The organism is Roseovarius tolerans, from assembly GCF_028885395.1.
Classification (GTDB): Bacteria; Pseudomonadota; Alphaproteobacteria; order Rhodobacterales; family Rhodobacteraceae; genus Roseovarius; species Roseovarius tolerans.
On record NZ_CP118494.1, the window covers coordinates 2,183,265 to 2,200,898 of the forward strand.

18 protein-coding genes are annotated in these 17,634 nt (G+C 64.5%); 11 read left to right on the forward strand and 7 right to left on the reverse strand.

The genetic code is table 11. The features are described from left to right. The 4 genes from PVU19_RS10780 to PVU19_RS10795 are packed head-to-tail and all read right to left on the reverse strand — an operon-like array spanning position 1 to position 4,502. Complete coding sequence (locus PVU19_RS10780; protein WP_050664412.1) at positions 1–1,884, reverse strand: nitric oxide reductase activation protein NorD; 1,884 nt, start codon at positions 1,882–1,884, stop codon at positions 1–3. 5 nt (positions 1,885–1,889) lie between these two features. Beyond that, complete coding sequence (locus PVU19_RS10785) at positions 1,890–2,684, reverse strand: CbbQ/NirQ/NorQ/GpvN family protein (protein WP_050664413.1); 795 nt, start codon at positions 2,682–2,684, stop codon at positions 1,890–1,892. A gap of 3 nt (positions 2,685–2,687) precedes the next feature. Further along, positions 2,688–4,037, reverse strand: coding sequence for a cbb3-type cytochrome c oxidase subunit I (locus tag PVU19_RS10790; protein WP_050664414.1), 1,350 nt, complete (start codon positions 4,035–4,037; stop codon positions 2,688–2,690). Between the two features lie 12 nt (positions 4,038–4,049). Beyond that, complete coding sequence (locus PVU19_RS10795; protein ID WP_050664415.1) at positions 4,050–4,502, reverse strand: c-type cytochrome; 453 nt, start codon at positions 4,500–4,502, stop codon at positions 4,050–4,052. 121 nt (positions 4,503–4,623) lie between these two features. Between PVU19_RS10795 and PVU19_RS10800 the strand changes: the two genes are divergently transcribed. Next, positions 4,624–4,836: a DUF1858 domain-containing protein gene (locus tag PVU19_RS10800; RefSeq protein WP_050664416.1), complete on the forward strand. Its 213-nt coding sequence runs from the start codon at positions 4,624–4,626 to the stop codon at positions 4,834–4,836. 156 nt (positions 4,837–4,992) lie between these two features. Here the strand turns inward: PVU19_RS10800 and PVU19_RS10805 are convergent, their stop codons facing one another. Next, complete coding sequence (locus PVU19_RS10805; RefSeq protein WP_082238029.1) at positions 4,993–5,637, reverse strand: VPLPA-CTERM sorting domain-containing protein; 645 nt, start codon at positions 5,635–5,637, stop codon at positions 4,993–4,995. 148 nt (positions 5,638–5,785) lie between these two features. Between PVU19_RS10805 and tnpC the strand changes: the two genes are divergently transcribed. Further along, the gene (gene tnpC, locus PVU19_RS10810) at positions 5,786–7,201 is read left to right on the forward strand and encodes an IS66 family transposase (protein WP_274789759.1); all 1,416 of its coding nucleotides are present in this window, start codon (positions 5,786–5,788) and stop codon (positions 7,199–7,201) included. A 551-nt stretch (positions 7,202–7,752) separates the two neighbouring features. On the opposite strand, the gene PVU19_RS10815 is transcribed toward tnpC, so the two are convergent. Continuing rightward, positions 7,753–8,469 (reverse strand): Crp/Fnr family transcriptional regulator, encoded by a 717-nt coding sequence (locus PVU19_RS10815; protein WP_152911634.1) that lies wholly within the window; start codon positions 8,467–8,469, stop codon positions 7,753–7,755. 158 nt (positions 8,470–8,627) lie between these two features. Between PVU19_RS10815 and PVU19_RS10820 the strand changes: the two genes are divergently transcribed. Genes PVU19_RS10820 through PVU19_RS10830 form a run of 3 tightly spaced genes read left to right on the forward strand, consistent with a single transcriptional unit; the run spans position 8,628 to position 11,101 of the window. Then, positions 8,628–9,059 carry a pseudoazurin gene (locus PVU19_RS10820; protein ID WP_050662690.1) on the forward strand — a complete coding sequence of 144 codons (432 nt, stop codon included), beginning with the start codon at positions 8,628–8,630 and terminating at the stop codon, positions 9,057–9,059. 57 nt (positions 9,060–9,116) lie between these two features. Beyond that, positions 9,117–10,334 carry a copper-containing nitrite reductase gene (gene nirK / locus PVU19_RS10825; RefSeq protein WP_050662738.1) on the forward strand — a complete coding sequence of 406 codons (1,218 nt, stop codon included), beginning with the start codon at positions 9,117–9,119 and terminating at the stop codon, positions 10,332–10,334. A 14-nt stretch (positions 10,335–10,348) separates the two neighbouring features. Beyond that, complete coding sequence (locus PVU19_RS10830; RefSeq protein ID WP_050662691.1) at positions 10,349–11,101, forward strand: SUMF1/EgtB/PvdO family nonheme iron enzyme; 753 nt, start codon at positions 10,349–10,351, stop codon at positions 11,099–11,101. Positions 11,102–11,104: 3 nt separating this feature from the next. Here PVU19_RS10830 and PVU19_RS10835 read toward each other — a convergent pair whose 3' ends face one another. Continuing rightward, the gene (locus PVU19_RS10835; protein ID WP_235575796.1) at positions 11,105–12,637 is read right to left on the reverse strand and encodes a polysaccharide deacteylase family 2 protein; all 1,533 of its coding nucleotides are present in this window, start codon (positions 12,635–12,637) and stop codon (positions 11,105–11,107) included. A 141-nt stretch (positions 12,638–12,778) separates the two neighbouring features. On the opposite strand from PVU19_RS10835, the gene PVU19_RS10840 reads away from it, so the two are divergent. The 6 genes from PVU19_RS10840 (at position 12,779) to PVU19_RS10865 (ending at position 17,634) form a co-directional block, all read left to right on the forward strand. Beyond that, on the forward strand, positions 12,779–13,354 hold the full coding sequence (locus PVU19_RS10840) for an anthranilate synthase component II (RefSeq protein ID WP_420833269.1): 576 nt from the start codon (positions 12,779–12,781) through the stop codon (positions 13,352–13,354). Continuing rightward, positions 13,351–14,373 carry an anthranilate phosphoribosyltransferase gene (gene trpD, locus PVU19_RS10845; RefSeq protein WP_050662694.1) on the forward strand — a complete coding sequence of 341 codons (1,023 nt, stop codon included), beginning with the start codon at positions 13,351–13,353 and terminating at the stop codon, positions 14,371–14,373. The genes PVU19_RS10840 and trpD overlap by 4 nt, the downstream gene beginning before the upstream one ends. Then, positions 14,370–15,185 (forward strand): indole-3-glycerol phosphate synthase TrpC, encoded by an 816-nt coding sequence (gene trpC, locus PVU19_RS10850; RefSeq protein WP_050662695.1) that lies wholly within the window; start codon positions 14,370–14,372, stop codon positions 15,183–15,185. Before trpD ends, trpC begins: the two co-directional genes overlap by 4 nt. Then, a complete protein-coding gene (moaC, locus tag PVU19_RS10855) occupies positions 15,185–15,661 on the forward strand; it encodes a cyclic pyranopterin monophosphate synthase MoaC (protein ID WP_050662696.1) in 477 nt (158 codons plus the stop codon). The genes trpC and moaC overlap by 1 nt, the downstream gene beginning before the upstream one ends. Further along, positions 15,658–16,830 (forward strand): molybdopterin molybdotransferase MoeA, encoded by a 1,173-nt coding sequence (locus PVU19_RS10860; RefSeq protein WP_050662697.1) that lies wholly within the window; start codon positions 15,658–15,660, stop codon positions 16,828–16,830. Before moaC ends, PVU19_RS10860 begins: the two co-directional genes overlap by 4 nt. A 339-nt stretch (positions 16,831–17,169) precedes the next feature. Further along, a complete protein-coding gene (locus PVU19_RS10865) occupies positions 17,170–17,634 on the forward strand; it encodes a (2Fe-2S)-binding protein (protein WP_274789760.1) in 465 nt (154 codons plus the stop codon).

Genomic DNA, 17,634 nt, shown 5'->3' on the forward strand with positions numbered 1-17,634 from the left:
TCAATTCTCCTGTGTCAGCGTGCGATAGATATCGGGAAGCGCGCGGGTCAGGCGCACGGGGTCAGGCAGCAAGGTAAAGCCGCCGCGCCCAAAGATGCGGGCGAACCAGTCCTGCCCGTCCTCGTCAATGATGATGCCATGCAGGCTTTGGCCCGCCATGCGGGCCTCGCGGACCGCCATGTGACTGTCCTCGATGCCGTGCTGGCCCTCGTAATGGTCAAGATCGTTAGGCTTGCCGTCGGTCAGCACGATCAGCAGCTTGCGCGCGCTCGGCTCTTTGGCCAGTTGCGCACTGACATGGCGGATGGCGGTGCCGAGACGCGTGTAATGCCCCGGCTTCAGCGCGCCTATATTGGCCGTGATCGCGGGTGACATGTCATCCTCGAAGGCCTTGCAGCGGCTCAGGAACAGCCGGTCGCGGCGCAGCGAGGAAAACCCCCAGATGCCCAACCGGTCGCCCGCCGCGTTGATGCCCGCAGCCAGTGCCGCCATCGCCTCGCGCGCCACCTCGATCACCGAGGTGTCGCCGATCGCGGCCTCGGTCGAGCGCGACGTGTCGATCAGAAATGCCACCGACAAATCACGCTCAGTCTGTCGTGCCGATTGCCATATCCGGTCAGAGCCGCGCCCGGTCGCCATCAGATCGGCCCGCGAGGTCAGCAGCGCGTCAAGATCGAGTTCGGCACCGTCGATCTGGCGTGGTTGCAGGATACGGCGCGGGCGCAGCGCCTCGAACTGGCGGCGCACCTCGCGCATCCGTCGCGCGTTCGGCACGAAAGGCGTGTCGGACGCCGCCACCGGCGCATCCAGAACCCGGCAATGATCGGCCATGTAGCTGCGCGACCGGTGGTTCCACTCGGGGTATTTATGCGTACCCGCCAGCGCCTCGTGATCGGCATCGGCGGGCGAAAGATCAAGATGCAGGCGCAGCCGTGTCGCGGCCTTGCGATCCTGTTTCGACAGGGTGATTTCATCCTGATCATCCGCCGCCTTCTGGGCATTCTCGTCATCGTCGTCATCGACGCTGCGGTTGATGTTCATCGACTCGACCCATGACAGGATCGACTCGAACCGGTGAATGATAAAGCTGTCCTTGCGGTTCTGCTGGTCCTGATCCTTGCGCCGTCCCAGCTTTCGGCTGGTCTGCGCGGCAGCGGGCGGCGGTGCGGCAGGGTCTGCCGCCTGATCCGTCGCGGCCTCGCCAGAAGACGCATTGGCAAAGCGCAGCCAGATCGGCACCGGTGCGAAGGGCATGTAGCGCCCCGGCACCGGGTGCGCGGTCACCTCGGGTGAGGCCCCGCAAAGCTGGTTGCGAATGGCGGTTTCGATGATCGCCTCCTGCGCCGGTCGCAAAACGTCTGGTCGCGCCGCCATGCAGAGCCGCGCCATCCGGTCATGGGCCTGACGCAGGCCGGGACAGGCGGCATAGGCCGCATCCGCCGCCGCCGCATTGGCGCGCACCTGCGCGCAATCGCGGGCCAGGCCTTCACCGGTCAGGTCGATCCCGTTCAGATCGCAAACCGCCGCCAGCGCCGTCAGCCAGAAATACGCGGCCCGGTTCAGTGCCGGGTCGGGAAAGGCCGCGATGACCGGCGGCAGCGTAAGCCGCTCACCGTCGAACCCGGCGACCCACTCACGGTCGCGCTCCGCCCCCAGCTTGCGGCGCAGCGGGCGGCGATGGCGCATCAGCGTCGCCGCCGCCTCGCTCAGTTCCACGCCGGGTGCGCCGCCCAGACCGCGAAACAGCACCGCAAGGCTGGGCCGGACCGAGGCGAGAGCGACACCTGCCTCGGGATGACCGATATCCGCCCCGATCCCGCTGGCCATGTCATGCCAGAGATTGCCGACCGTCTCTTCGGGCTCCATGAGATCGAGAAGATGCATGGCGCTCACCCGTAGATCGTGGCGACCAGATCGCGCAGCGCCTGCTGCACATCGGGCTCATCACTCAGCGGCTCGATGACCGCCGCCTCCAGCGCCTGATCGACGCCCATGCCCCCCGCCATCAGCGTGGCGGCATAGATCAACAGGCGCGTTGACACACCTTCCTCAAGATCCATGCCCGAGAGGTTCCGGATATGCCCGGCCAGCCGCACCAGCGGTGCGACGCGCCCAGGCTCCAGACGGCTTTCGCTCGAAACCACCGCGATCTCTGTCTCCGCCCCCGGAAAGTCGAACGAGATCGAGAGGAAGCGTTGCCGCGTCGATGGCTTCAGCCGCTTGAGCACGTTCTGGTAGCCAGGGTTGTAGCTGGCCACCAGCATGAAGCCCGACGGCGCCACCAGCTCTTCGCCTGTGCGGTCGATCATCAGCGTGCGGCGCGTATCGGTCAGCGGGTGCAGCACGACCGTCACGTCCTTGCGTGCCTCGACCACCTCGTCGAGATAGCAGATACCGCCCTCGCGCACCGCGCGGGTCAGGGGCCCGTCGACCCAGACCGTCTCGCCACCCTTGAGCAGGTAGCGCCCGATCAGGTCCGAGGCCGAAAGGTCGTCATGGCAGGCCACCGTATAGAGCGGCTTGCCCAGCCGGGCCGCCATATGCTCGACAAAGCGGGTCTTGCCGCAGCCGGTCGGCCCCTTCAGAAGAAGGGGCAAACCGTTGTCATGGGCCGTCTCGAAGAGATCGCATTCGCGGCCGGTTGCCTGATAGAACGGCAGGGTTGGTTTGTAGACCATGTTCATGGCTCATTCTCCCGGAACAGGGTTGGCAGGGCCGGGCGCGATCACCTCGGATTTGCGCACGACCAGCATGGAATAGAGGAACAGCAAGGCCCCGATCACCACAGCCGCACCGGCACCGAACCGCATCAGGTAGAACACCGACAGACTGTCCTGCACCTGCATGTAATAGTCGCCCACCACGCGCTGCATATGCGTCTGGATGGTGCCCGCGAAGGTCAGCACGAAGGTCATGAAGGCCATGCCGCCGGTCATCAGCCAGAACGATGCCATGTTCAGCACCTGGTTATAGGGCGCGCGTTCGCGCAGCATCGGCATCGCATAGGTGAAGATCGCGAGGTTCAGCGCCACATAGGCCCCGTAAAACGCAAGGTGGCCGTGGGCGGCGGTGATCTGCGTGCCGTGGCTGTAGAAGTTCACCCCGTGCAACGTGTGCAGAAAACCCCAGACACCAGCCCCGAAGAATGCCACCGTGCTCGACCCGAGCGACCACAAGAGCGCGGCCTTGTTGGGATGGTTCTTGCGCCCCTTCCACACCATGACGAAGGCAAACGACATCATCAGGAAGAACGGGATCACCTCGAAGGTCGAGAAGATCGAGCCAACCCATTGCCAGTAACCCGGCAGGCCGATCCAGTAGAAGTGGTGCCCGGTGCCAAGGATGCCCGAGAAAAGCGCCGTGGCGACGATGACATAGAGCCATTTCTCCACGACTTCGCGGTCCACCCCGGTCAGTTTGAGCAGCAGGAAGGCGAGGATCGCGGCCATCACCAGCTCCCAGGTCGCCTCGACCCAGAGATGGACCACGAACCACCAGTACATCTTGTCGAGGCTGAGGTTGTCGGGGTTGATGAAGGCAAAGACCCAGAGCAGCGACAACAGCCACAACCCCATCAGCAGCACGTTCGTGATTGCCGTCTTCTTGCCCGCCAGCACCGTCATCGAGATGTTGAGCAGAAAGATCAGCGCCGCGACGAGGATGCCGAACTTGACCCACAAGGGCTGTTCGAGAAACTCGCGCCCGCCATGGATACCCACGAGGTACGAGCCCACGGCCCCCAACGTGCCCACAACGAGAATGATAAGCTGGATATAGGCCAGCTTCGGCGACCAGATTTCACGCTCCGATTCCTCGGGGATCAGGAAATAGGCGGCCCCGAAAAAGCCCAGCAACAGCCAGACGATAAGGGCGTTGGTGTGGATCATGCGGATGATGTTGAACGGCAGGATCTCTGCCAGAAAGTTGGGCGAGACATAGACCCAGCCCGCCAGCAGCCCGCCCAGCACCTGAATGCCGAAGAGGGCCATCGCCGCGACGAAATAGTAGAGCGCGACTTTTTGTGATTGGTATTTCATGGGGTTCACTCCTTACCCGGCATCATTGGGCGGCCAGCCCTGCGTGTCGGTTTGATCGGCCCAGCGCAGAAACTCCGCGAGGCCGCGGATATCTTCGTCACTGAGGTTGAAATTCGGCATCTGGCGGCGGCCTTCGATGCCGCTCGGCTGGCTTTCCATCCAGCCTTTGAGCATCTCGAAGGAGCCCTCGGGGCTGTCCTGCACGCCCCAGCGGGTCATCACATTGCCCACTTCGGGCGCGAAATACGCACCTTCCCCGTGCAGGCTGTGGCAGTTGATGCAGGAATGCTCTTCCCAGACATGCTTGCCGTGGATCACCTCTTCGCTGAGCGCCATGCCCGCCGTCGAGGTTTCAACCACGTATTTGTGGCTATGGACGGTCATCGCCACGAAGATCACGACAAAGAAGATCGAGCCCCCGTAGAAGATGTTGCGCGCCCGCGATTTCGTTAAGATTTCAGCCATGTTCAGGCCTCCTTGGAATTCGGGATGACCTGTTCTAGGCGGGCGCCCGGCAACGGAGTTTGTGCCAGCGCAACGTTTGGCGCGATTGCGCGGCTAGGCTGGTCGGTGAAAGGAGCGCACGATGCGGCACCCCCGACCAGATGATCCCGATCTGCCACTGGCGGATCTGATGACACGATGGCCCCAGACCGTCCCGGTCTTCGTCCGGCACCGGATGCTCTGCGTCGGATGCCTCGTCAGCCCGTTTCACACGGTGATGGACGCCTGCACGGAATACGATCTCGACGAGGAGGCATTCCTCGCCGAACTGATGCAGGCGGCGGACCCGGGGTAAGACCGGGCCTATGAAGGCATCGCCCGTTGCCAAGATGCCCTAAGGCCATGCCCTCGTTATATTTATTGAATGCTATCGCTCAAACCAAATTTCATGTAGCCGAAAGTGAAAAGGGCCCCGAAGGGCCCCGAAAAAGTGCTTCATACTTCTTCTATTTCACTTTTTCTTTGTACGGCGCATTGCGGCCAAACCTCCAACGCCAGCAATCAGCAGCCAGCCTGCGGCAGGCAGTGGCACCGCAGAAACACGAACGTCATAAAGCCCTACGCCCGAACCTGAAGCGTTGGGACCTGAACCGTCGATCTGAAACACGTAATCACCTGGCCCGGCAGAGAATATCAAAGCGGTGCCTGATGTCACGTTGGTTTCATAATCAATGGGGCCGCCGACTGCGCTAAAGGTGCCGCCACCGAGGTCTTTCAAAAGACTAAAGGTCGCAGTCTTATCAGCTCCGCCTTCTTTCACGAATCCAGAGTCGGTTACGAGGTTGGCACCATTGTTGGTCGTATACCCGCCAAAAATCCAAGATATGTTGAAAGTCGACGTCGCTGTGAAACCAAATGCGAAATTATCAATCGAGTCTACAATTCGCCCGTAGATCTCGAAGTCATCGGTTCCTAGGCTACCCAAAGCATCGAGATCATATGCGCCGCCGGGCAAAGGGCTGGAATCCGGGCCTGCTATTTTGGACGTCCCATCAACGGTGTCGCGCGTTCCTTCTGTAATGCCAACAGTTGCGGCGCTCGCACCGCTAGCCAGGGCCACAACGCAAAAAGCAGCAACGCTTAGGTGCTTAATCATTTAACTTACGTAACTCCCAAGCACCCCCCCTGAGGTGGGAGGTTGTTGTCAGTTTTGGGGTGAGTCCAAATTGCCATTGGGCGCATGAAGTTTTCGTTCCGGTCTGAATTCCGTGGCGCCGTTTTGATTTCTCTGAATCAGTGGTGGAATGGATCAGGTTACCACCCTTGAACAACTCCTCGCCACGGCTCTGCGCAGGATCGCTGAGCTTGAAGCCGCGTTGGCGACCATGGCGGAAGAGAATGCGGATCTGCGCCGGCAGTTGGCCAAGAACAGCAACAATAGCAGCAAGCCCCCTTCGAGTGATGGCCTGAAGAAGCCAGCACCGCGCAGCCTGCGTGGCAAGTCCGGCAAGAAAAGCGGCGGCCAGGTTGGCCACCGGGGCAACACCCTGCGCCAGACGCCAACGCCCGACTTCGTGGAACGGCATGAGGCGGCGCATTGCAGCGCGTGTCAACGCGCCCTGACGGCGGAGATGGCGAAGGGGATGGAGCGGCGTCAGGTGTTCGACTTGCCCGCGCCGCGACTGGAGGTCACCGAGCATCAGGCGGCGGTTTATTGTTGCGGCCATTGTCGAGCCATGACGACAGCTGGCTTTCCCGATGGCGTGAACGCTCATGTGCAATACGGCACGCGCATGCGGGCGGCGGCGGTCTATTGCAATGTTGGGCAGCTGATACCCGAGGATCGGGTCTGCCAACTCCTGCGCGACCTGTTTGGGGCCACCAGCCTGTGCGCGGCCAGCGTGACCAACTGGGTGAACAGCGCGGCGCATACCTTGGGTGGCGTGGTCGAGCACATTCTTGCCCGGCTCACTGAAGGCGACGTTCGGCATCTGGACGAGACCGGACTTCGGGTCGCCGGCAAGCTGCACTGGCTGCACTCGATCTGCGATCCCGCCTTCACGCATTACCGCATCAGCGCCAAGCGCGGTGCTGTTCCAACCTTCCTGAACGGCGGGACGATCGTTCATGATCACTGGAAACCCTACTACGCCCATATGAGCGGGGTGGACGCCCACGCCCTCTGCGGGGCGCATCACTTGCGCGAACTCAGGGCCATCGAAGAGATCGACAAGGAGCCGTGGGCGACAGAGATGAGCGCGGTGCTCAACCGCGCCAATCAGCTCAGGTGCGAGGCGCAGAACCGAGGCGAGACCGAACTCCCGGAACCGGTTCGCCAGGGTATCGTCACCAGATACATGGCGATCCTCGCCAAGGGGCTCGCTTTCCACGAATGTCAGCCCCCGCTGGCCAGAAGCCCCGGCACCCGCGGCCGAAAAGCCAGGCGACCAGGCCACAACCTGCTCGTCCGTCTGCGTGACTACCGCGATGACGTCTTGCGGTTCATCGCCGACTTCGCAGTCCCCTTCACCAACAATCAGGCCGAACAGGACCTGCGCATGATGAAGCTGCGCATGAAAATCTCGGGCACCTTCCGCACACTCGAGGGTGCACAGGTATTCGCCGACATCAGGTCCGTCATCTCAACGGCCAGAAAACACGGGCTCAATATTCTGGAAACCCTGACCCTGTCACCATCTCAGATCATCGCCCGGCTCTGACGGCAGGCACCCTGCACTTCATTATCGGAGGGGTGTCGCGCGACAAACCGGATGAGAAGATCCTCACCCTGTTTCTCGCGTTTCAACATGGTGCTTGGGAGTTACTAACTTACTCCTAATATTTTCCGATTTTCCCCACGAGGTCACACCAGTTTTGTACCTTGAATGAGCCTTTCGATCAAGGCGTTCTGTTCTTTCTTGCTATCATCACCTATGTCTGCGACCCTTTGCGACCGTTGAAAATGCTGCGCAATGGGTCGAACGGCAGCTTCCGGGAAGCTGCGCCGCAGCGATTGGCGGAACGGCCAAGTTTGGCTTTGGGCCGGAAGCGGCTGCTCTTTGAATCAGCGCGAGGACCCGCAAAGTCCCGCGCCTTCCCAGTTCGCGAGCACCTCGGTGAACGTCAGCTATCGCAAGTTAAAGCGTGAGGTCTTGGGTCCGTTCTGGACTGAGAGCGGTTATTGCGAGCACCGGAGCCAAGGTCAGCTTGCGTCCCGCAAACGCCCCACCTCCACCAATCCCCCGACAACGACACCCCAACACCACCCCCCTCACCCCTGGCTCAGCACCACCAGCGCGTGCGGGTCACAGACCTTGATGCGCTTGCGTTTGCTTTCCACCAGCCCGCGCTTTTCCCACCCACTCAGCAACCGGCTGACCGTGTGCAGCGTGGTGGCGGTCAGTTCCGAGAGATCCTGCCGGGTGATCGGAAAGTCGATCTCGATGCCGCCCTCAACCTTGCGCCCGGTCTGATTGATCAGCCGCAGGATCGCATTGGCCACCCGCTGCTCGACCTGCTGCGTCGCCAGTTCGACGATGCGGGTGTTCATTTCCCCCACCCGGTGCCCGAGGGTCTTGTAGGTCTCGGTGGCAAAGCCGTCATACTCGGCCACGAACGTATCCCACAGGCTGGTCGGCCAGCTGAGCACGATGGATTCCGTCGCCGTCATCGCCGTCGCCGGATAGGTCTCGCGCCCGATGGCCTTGGCGATGCCCAGAAGCTGCCCCGCCGGAATATGCAGCGCCGTCACCTGCTCGCCGGTCGGCGTGATGCGCACCACCCGCACATAGCCATCGAGCAGCATGTAGAACCGCTCGGCGGAATCGCCCTCGTTGAACACCGCGACCCCGGCCTCATACCGCCGCGAACTCGCCTGATCCAGGATCGTGCGAATCTGCCGCTTCTCCAGCCGGGAGAACGGCGGCAGATGCGTCAGCAGGCTCTCATCGAGCCGTGGCAGGGTCTTGCGGGTGGGTTGCTCGGTCATGGCGCGCGTCATCGCACAGAACCGCAGGCAACGCCACAACCGGATGCCGCGTTCCCACCCGATCAATCGTCCCGAAGTTTGCGCCAGAGCAATATCGCGCCTGCGGGAATCACTATTCTCAGGGTCAAGCAATAACGCGACATGAAAGGAACAACGACATGATCCGCACGCTGACAACCGGTCTCGCCCTCGCGGCCCTGATGGGCTCCGCGGCCTTCGCCGAGACCTTCGAGGTCAAGATGCTGAACAAGGGCGCCGACGGTGACCGCATGGTGTTCGAGCCCGCCTTTGTTCAGGCAGCCCCCGGCGACACCATCCGCTTCGTCGCTACCGATAGGGGCCACAACGCCGAAATCAACAAGGGCATGCTGCCCGACGGGGCCGAAGGCTTTGCAGGCAAGATCAACGAGGAATTCGACGTCACGCTCGATGTCGAAGGCGTCTACGGCGTCATCTGCAAGCCGCACTTTGCCATGGGCATGGTGATGACCATCGCCGTGGGCGACGTCGAGGTGCCGGATACCTTCCTCGAGGGTCGCGTGCCCCGCAAGGCCAAGGAACGTTTCGAGGCGCAACTCGGCAATCTCTGATCCCTTTCCCGGTGCGCGGGCATGACGCCCGCCACCACAATTGTCATGGAGGATATCATGACCAAATTCATCAACCCCGGACTCGTTTCAACCAGCCGCCGCAACGTGCTGCGCGGCTCCATGCTCGCCGGTGCGGCGGCAATGGCAGGCGCAGGTGCGATGGCCGCCTCGCGCGCGCCCCGAATGACCAAGGCCAACGCGGCATCCACACATCTGCACAAAGCCGCCGCCAAACAGGTTGCCGAAACCACCGCCAAACCGGCCGATCTTTCTGGCTATACCCGCGTGCGGCAGGAACTGGTCGCACCGCCCTTTGCGCCCGCACACGAGCAGGTCGCAACCGGCGGCCCCAAGATCATCGAGATCACCATGGAAACCACCGAACGGCTGATGGTGGTGGACGAGGACACCGGTGCCTCGGTCTGGGCGCTGACCTATAACGGCTCGGTCCCCGGCCCGCTGATCATCTGCCACGAGGGCGACATGGTGGAACTGACCCTGCGCAACCCCGCCGACAGCATGATGGAGCACAATATCGACTTTCACGCCTCCACGGGGGCCCTGGGCGGCGGTGGCCTGACCCATGTCTATCCCGGCGAGGAATGCGTGCTGCGCTGGAAGGCGACCAAGCCGGGCTGCTTTACCTATCACTGCGCCCCCGGCGGTGCGATGATCCCCTATCACGTGACCCATGGCATGAATGGCGCGGTCATGGTGCTGCCGCGTGACGGGCTGAAGGACGGCCAAGGCAACCCGCTGAAATACGACAGCATCGCCTATGTCGGAGAACAGGACTACTACCTGCCGAAGGACGACAACGGCGACTACAAGAGCTATGACGCCGCCGGTGACGACTATGCCGACAGCCTGGACGCGATGCGCACCCTGATCCCGACGCATTCGGTGTTCAACGGCGCGGTCGGTGCCCTGACCGGCGAACACGCCCTGCGCGCCAAGGTCGGCGAGACGGTTCTGATGATCCACAATCAGGCCAACCGCGACTCGCGCCCGCACCTGATCGGCGGCCATGGCAACTTCGTCTGGGAGACATCCTTCTCCGACGCGCCGATGACCGGCATGGAGACATGGTTCGTGCGCGGCGGCAGCGCGGTGGCGGCGATGTACACCTTCGAGCAGCCGGGCGTCTACGCCTATGTCAACCACAACCTGATCGAGGGCGCGATGCTGGGGGCCACTGCGCATTTCGTGGTTGAGGGTGACTGGGACAACCAGTTGATGGAACAGGTCGTCCCGCCCCGTCCCTTCGCGACATAAGAGGAGCGCATGACATGACGACCGCCGCCGCCACCACTCACATCGACCCGCTCAAGACCGCGCTTGGCTTTGCGGCTCTGGGCCTTCTGGCGGCGGTCATCGCCGGGGGCGCGCTCTTGCAGCGCGCCCCTGATCCGATCTTTCTGCCAGTGATGGCCGACCGGCCCGTAATGCTCCCAAACGGGCGCGCGCTTTATGTGCAGCGCCATGAGGTCACGGTCACCGAATGGGCGCGCTGCTTCGCGCAGGATGCCTGCGCACAGGTCGTCCGCGCCCGCGCCGATCAGGATCCCGCCACCACGCCCGCAACCGGGCTGAGCTATATCGACGTGCAGGACTACCTCGCCTGGATCAATGACGCCACGGGCCACGCGTTTCGCCTGCCGACAGCCGGGGAATGGACCATCATGGCCGCCTCGGTCCTGCCGGACGAACCCGATCCGATCTTCACCGACCCCTCGCTGACATGGGCCTCGGCCTACCTGACCGAGGGCACCGCCCCACGGGCGCTCAAACCCCAGGGCAGTTTCACCACCTCGCCCGAGGGCATTGCCGATCTCGACGGCAGTGTCTGGGAATGGACGCAGGAATGTTATGCAGGTGCGAGCGACGGCATGGACGCGTCCCGCTGCCCGGCATTCTTTGTCGGCGGCGAGCATGTCGCGGCGATGTCCTATCTGGTGCGCGACCCCGCGCGCGGCGGCTGCGCCGTCGGCACGCCACCCGCACATCTGGGCATGCGCCTCGTCTCGGATAGCCCGATCTGAGCGCTATTGCGCCCCCGCCATCAGCACTGCCGAAACCGGGGCCAACGCCACCCGATTGGCCCGGTCCTGCAATCCCCAGAGCATCAGCGCGCTGATCGTATCGGCGCGCAACCGGCCCAGCATGATCACGCCCTCCTCCTGCTGACCCGCCTTCATCGCGGCCTGATCTAAAAAGCGGCGGATCGCCGAGGCATCCTGCCCCTGCCCGTCGAAATCGCGAAACAGCGTCGCCGACGGCACGCCTTCGCGCCCGATCAGCTTGCGCGCCATATCAAGCCCGTTGGGATGCATGACGATCCCGTGCCCGCTCTCCAGAAGGATCGGGGCCAGTTGCGCACTGCCCTCACGGCTCGCCTGCACACCGGTCTCGTCGCCTTCCAGCAGCGCCACCGCCTGCGGCACCCGGTTCAGCCAGGCCTGCATCGCCACCTCGGTATCCGACGCCGCCGCACTTTCAGGCAGATCGACGGTCAACAGCACCTCGAACCCCGCCGCGCGATAACGCTCGGCGGCCTCTGCCGCGCCCGGCCAATCGGCATCCACCGCAAAACTGAGCGGATAGGGAAAACTGGCAAGCGCCTCCAGACCGATGGGGCTGCTGCCGTCATCCATCAACACGATGGACATCAGCGGCTTGCCCTCGGGGTTCTCGAAATCGGCGGCATTGCGCAGGATCGCGCGCTCGGGTGCCGGGGTCTCGTCGGGGTCTTCCGCCGTCGCCTCGGTCTCCGGCGCATCCCCGATACGGGGCAGCCGGTTGCTGCGCACGCCTTCGACGCGGTCACTGATCGTGCCCGAGGGCGGTAGCGTCTTGGGCGTCTCGGAGGTGTCTTCGGCGGTCTGCACCGCTTCGGGCACCGGTCCCTCATCGGGGGCGATCGGCGTTATCGTGTCGTCACGGGCCGGGGCCTCTTGTGTCGCATCGGGCGCAAGCGTCGGTGTCTCTTCCTCCTCGGGGAAATCCGGCACCGCGCTACGGCTCTCGCCGCCCGTCTCGCCGACCGTCTCACCATCGGTCTCGCCACCTGTCTCACTGCCCGTCAGCCCGGCATCCGTCTCGCCCGGTTCAGGGGCAGGCGGCTGCGCCGGGTCGGACGAGATCGCCACCTGACCCTCATCCTGCGGGACCTCGGGTGCCTGCGACTGAGGACTGGGCAGCACCGGGCTATCGCTCTCGACCGCGACACCGCCCGTGCCGCCCGACGCCTCGGGGGCCGCACCGAGCGCATCCACGTCACTGCCGGTGGTCGGGGCCCGCGCCGGGGCGGTGTCCGCCCCGCTGAGCGATGACAGATCGTCGGGCTCCGGGGCAACCACCTGCGGCGCGCCCGTCGCCTCGGGGCTGTCCTCGACATCCGGCAGGGCCGCCTGCCGATCCTCGCGCCGCAGATCGAACCCCGACCCGGGTGTCACCTCGACCGTTTCCGCCTCGGGTGCCTTCGCCCCCGGCACCTCGGTCAGAACCGATGCCATCCCAAGCACCAGCCCCGAAACGACGGTGCCGGTGATCATCCCCGCAAATAGTCCGCGTGCCACTGCCTTTGCCCCCGTATCCGCCTGTTTTACCTTATTACCGGCCTAGCGCCCCTTGACGGTGCCGCGCAAGCCTGAACAAGTATACCGCGACCGGGCCCTCGGCCTCCAGCCCCCTTTGCATGAGGACAGGCGCAAATGCTGCTGTTGATCGATAACTATGACAGTTTCACCTACAATCTCGTCCATTACGTGGGCGAATTGGGGGCCGAAACCCGCGTGATGCGCAACGACGCGCTCAATGTGCAGGACGCGATGGCGATGCGCCCCGCCGGTATCCTGCTCTCGCCCGGCCCCTGCGACCCGGATCAGGCGGGCATCTGCCTGCCGCTCACCCTAGCCGCCGCCGAGGCGGGGATTCCCCTGCTCGGCGTGTGCCTCGGGCATCAGACCATCGGGCAGGCCTTCGGCGGCAAGGTTATCCGCCATTCCGAAATCGTGCATGGCAAGATGGGCCATATCCAGCACTCCGCAAAAGGCGTCTTCGCCGGTCTGCCCTCGCCCTTCGAGGCGACCCGCTATCACTCGCTGGTGGTGGAACGCGACAGCCTGCCCGATTGTCTGGAAATCACGGCAGAGCTTGAGGACGGCACGATCATGGGTCTGCAGCACCGCGAATTGCCGATCCACGGCGTGCAGTTCCACCCCGAATCGATTGCCTCGCAGCACGGCCACAAGCTGTTGCAGAATTTCCTGAACCTGATGCAGGTCCCGGCATGAGCGACCGGCTGAAACCGCTGATCGGGGCCGCCGCCGACCGCGCGCTCAGCCGCACAGAGGCCGAAGCCGCGTTCCAGATCCTCTTTGAGGGCGAGGCCACCCCGGCGCAGACCGGCGGCTTCCTGATGGCCCTGCGCACAAGGGGCGAAACAGTCGACGAATACGCCGCCGCCGCCGCCGTGATGCGCGCCAAATGCAACAAGGTCCGCGCGCCGCAGGGTGCGATGGACATCGTCGGCACCGGCGGCGACGGCAAGGGTACGCTCAACATCTCCACCGCGACCGCCATCGTCGTGGCAGGCGCGGGCGTGCCGGTGGCCAAGCATGGCAACCGCAACCTCAGTTCCAAATCCGGCGCGGCGGATGCGCTCAGCCAGTTGGGCCTCAACGTGATGGTCGGCGTCGAGGTGGTGGAACGCGCGCTCTCGGAGGTCGGCATCGCCTTCATGATGGCGCCGATGCATCACCCCGCCATGGCCCATGTCGGCCCGGTGCGCGCAGAATTGGGCACCCGTACGATCTTCAACATCCTCGGGCCGCTGACCAACCCGGCAGGCGTCAAGCGTCAACTCACCGGCGCCTTCTCGCGCGATCTGATCCGGCCCATGGCCGAGACGCTTGGGCAATTGGGGTCAGAGCGCGCCTGGCTGGTGCATGGCTCCGACGGCACCGACGAGATGACGATCACCGGCCTCACCTGGGTCGCCGCGCTGGAGGAAGACGGCAGCATCCGCGAGGTCGAACTGCACCCCGAGGATTTCGGCTTGCCCGTGCATCCGTTCGAGGCCATCCTTGGCGGCACACCAGAGGAAAACGGCCGCGCGCTCCGCGCGCTGCTCGACGGCGCGCCCGGCGCCTATCGCGACGCGGTCCTGCTCAACGCCTCGGCCGCACTCACCGTCGCGGGACGCGCGCCCGATCTGCGCGCAGGCGTCGCCATGGCCGCTGAAAGCATCGACAGCGGGTCCGCGCGCGCGAAACTCACCGCTCTGGCGAAACTCACATCGGAGGCCGCATGACCACCCCCACCATCCTCGACAAGATCAAGACCTACAAGCTGGAGGAGATCGCCGCCGCCAAGGCCGTCCGCCCGCAGGACGAGATCGAGGCCGAGGCCGGCGACGCCCCCCCGGTGCGCCCCTTTGGCGACGCGCTTTTGCAGGCCAGCAAGACCGGCTATGGCCTCATCGCCGAGATCAAGAAGGCCAGCCCCTCCAAGGGCCTCATCCGTCAAGATTTCGACCCCGCCGCCCTGGCAGAGGCCTATGCGAGTGGCGGGGCCACCTGTCTCTCGGTGCTGACCGACACGCCCAGCTTTCAGGGCGCGCCCGAATATCTCGGGCAGGCGCGCGCCGCCTGTGATCTGCCGGTGCTGCGCAAGGATTTCATGTACGACCCCTACCAGGTCGCCGAGGCACGCGCCTGGGGCGCCGATTGCATCCTGATCATCATGGCCAGCGTCTCGGACGCGCAGGCCCTGGAACTGGAAGAGGCCGCCACCCGCTGGGGCATGGACGCGCTCATCGAGGTGCATAACCGCGAGGAACTTGACCGCGCGCACACGCTCAATTCCAACATGATCGGCATCAACAACCGCGATCTCAACACCTTCGAGACCTCGCTCGATACCACCCGCAAGCTGGCGAAATTCGTCGCGCCCGACGGTCTGATCGTCAGCGAAAGCGGGCTGTCCACCCCCGACGATCTGGCCGAGATGGCCCGCTACGGCGCGCGCAGCTTCCTCATCGGCGAGACCCTGATGCGCGCCGATGACGTCGCACAGGCCACCCGCGATCTTCTGGCCAACCCCATGAAGGCAGGCGGCGTCTGATGAGCGATCTGACGCATTTCGACGGTCAGGGTCACGCCCATATGGTCGACGTGTCCGACAAGGACGTGACGCCACGTGTGGCCGTCGCGGAAGGGCACATCAAGATGGCCCGAGAAACCTATGATATCATTGCAGAAGGCCGCGCCAAGAAGGGCGATGTCCTCTCGGTCGCGCGGCTTGCGGGCATCATGGGGGCCAAGAAGACGCCCGACCTGATCCCGCTCTGCCACCCGCTTCCCGTCACCAAGGTGGCGGTGGACCTGACGCTCGACCCCGACCTGCCCGGCGTGCGGATCGAGGGCACGGTCAAGACCACCGGCCAGACCGGCGTCGAGATGGAGGCGCTGACGGCGGTCTCGGTGGCCGCACTCACGGTCTATGACATGGCCAAGGCGGTCGACCGCGCCATGGAAATCGGCGGCATCCGCGTAATCCTGAAAGATGGTGGAAAATCAGGCCGGTATCAGGCACAATGATCACGGTAGACGCCGCCCTTTCGCATCTTTTCGCCCTCGTCGAACCGCTTGAGATCGAAGAAGTGCCATTGGCCGAGGCCGCGGGCCGCATCCTAGCGCGCGACGTCACCGCACGGCGCGATCAGCCGCCTTTTTCCGCCTCGGCGATGGATGGCTACGCGCTGCGCGGCGACGAGGCCACACCCGGCGCGCGGTTCACCGTCATCGGCGAGGCAGCGGCGGGGCATGGCTTTCATCGCGCCGCCAACGCGGGCGAGGCGGTGCGCATCTTCACCGGCGCGCCCCTGCCCGAGGGCGCGACCCGCGTCATCATCCAAGAGGACGTGACGCGCGACGGTGACACCATCACCCTCGGCGCGGATATCGGCACCAAGGACCATATCCGCCCCCTTGGCTGCGATTTCCGGCAAGGCCAGAGCATCACCGCCCCGCGCGCGCTGCGCCCCGCCGATATCGCGCTCATGGCCTCGATGAACATCGCCTCGGTGCCGGTGCGGCGCAAACCACAGGTCGCGCTGATCTCCACCGGGGACGAGTTGGTGATGCCCGGCGAGGCCCCAGGCCCCGACCAGATCATCGCCTCCAACACCTTCGGCCTAAAGGCGTTGCTCGAGGCGCGCGGCGCGCGGGCGCGCATCCTGCCGATTGCCCGCGATACCGTGGCCTCGCTCACTACCGCCTTCGGGCTGGCCGAGGGCGCGGACCTGATCATCACCATCGGCGGGGCCTCGGTCGGCGATCACGATCTGGTGGGCCGCGTGGCGGGTGATCTCGGCATGGACCGCGCCTTTTACAAGGTCGCGATGCGGCCGGGCAAACCGCTGATGGCCGGGCGCATGGGTGGGGCTGCGATGGTCGGCCTGCCGGGCAACCCGGTCTCGGCCATGGTCTGCGGCCAGGTCTTTGTCGCACCGATGATTAATAAGATGCTGGGGCTGGGCGAGGGGCCAGCCCCACGCCGGGAGACGGTGCTGGCCGCCCCCCTGCCCGCCAACGGCCCGCGCGAGCATTACATGCGCGCCCGGCTCACCGATGCGGGCCTCATCGCCGAGGACAAGCAGGACAGCTCATTGCTCAGCATCCTTGCCCATTCCGACGCGCTCCTGGTGCGCCCCCCGCATGACCCGGCGCGAGACGCGGGCGAGACGGTGGCGTATCTGCCGATCTGACTGGGACGCAGTGCCGTGCCGGGCGGGTGGGTTCTGGCCTGGAACTGTCGTTGCCGTTATACCCCAGCGCGGAATCAAGGGCGAAGCCCGCCGCGCATCGCCGGGCCGCCCGCCGGCACGGCGATTTGGCTGCAACCTGCTCTGCGCTCTGATGTTTTTCGGATTTGGATGGGATAAAGCGCTACAAAACTGACGTTGGATCGCCGTACCGCGGCCCTTCGATACGCGGCTCACTACCAAAGTTCGCTTCAGACCACCCCCTCCCCCCAAATCCCGCTTTACACCTGAACCGAACGGTTTATCTTCCATCGCAGCCCCCGCGCGAAAGGAGCCTGCCCCATGCAACTCAGCGTCAACGGCGCCGACCACTCTCTCGAAGATCTCGAACCCGAGATGCCCCTGCTCTGGGCCCTGCGCGACGTGCTCGGCATCAAGGGTCCGAAATACGGCTGCGGTATCGCCCAATGCGGGGCCTGCACCGTGCATATCGACGGTCAGGCCGTGCGCTCCTGCCAAGTGGCGGTGGGCGATGTCTGGGGTCCGGTGACCACGATCGAGGGGCTCGGCACGCCCGACGCCCCGCACCCGGTGCAGGCTCCATGGATCGACGCGCAGGTGGCGCAATGCGGCTACTGCCAGTCCGGCCAAATCATGCAGGCAGCGAGCCTTTTGTCAGAAACTCCCGACCCCACGGACGAGGACATCGACGACGCCATGTCCGGCAATCTCTGTCGTTGCGGCACCTATCCGCGCATCCGCGCCGCGATCAAGGCCGCCGCCAAGTCCATGAGCGAGGGGGCCTGA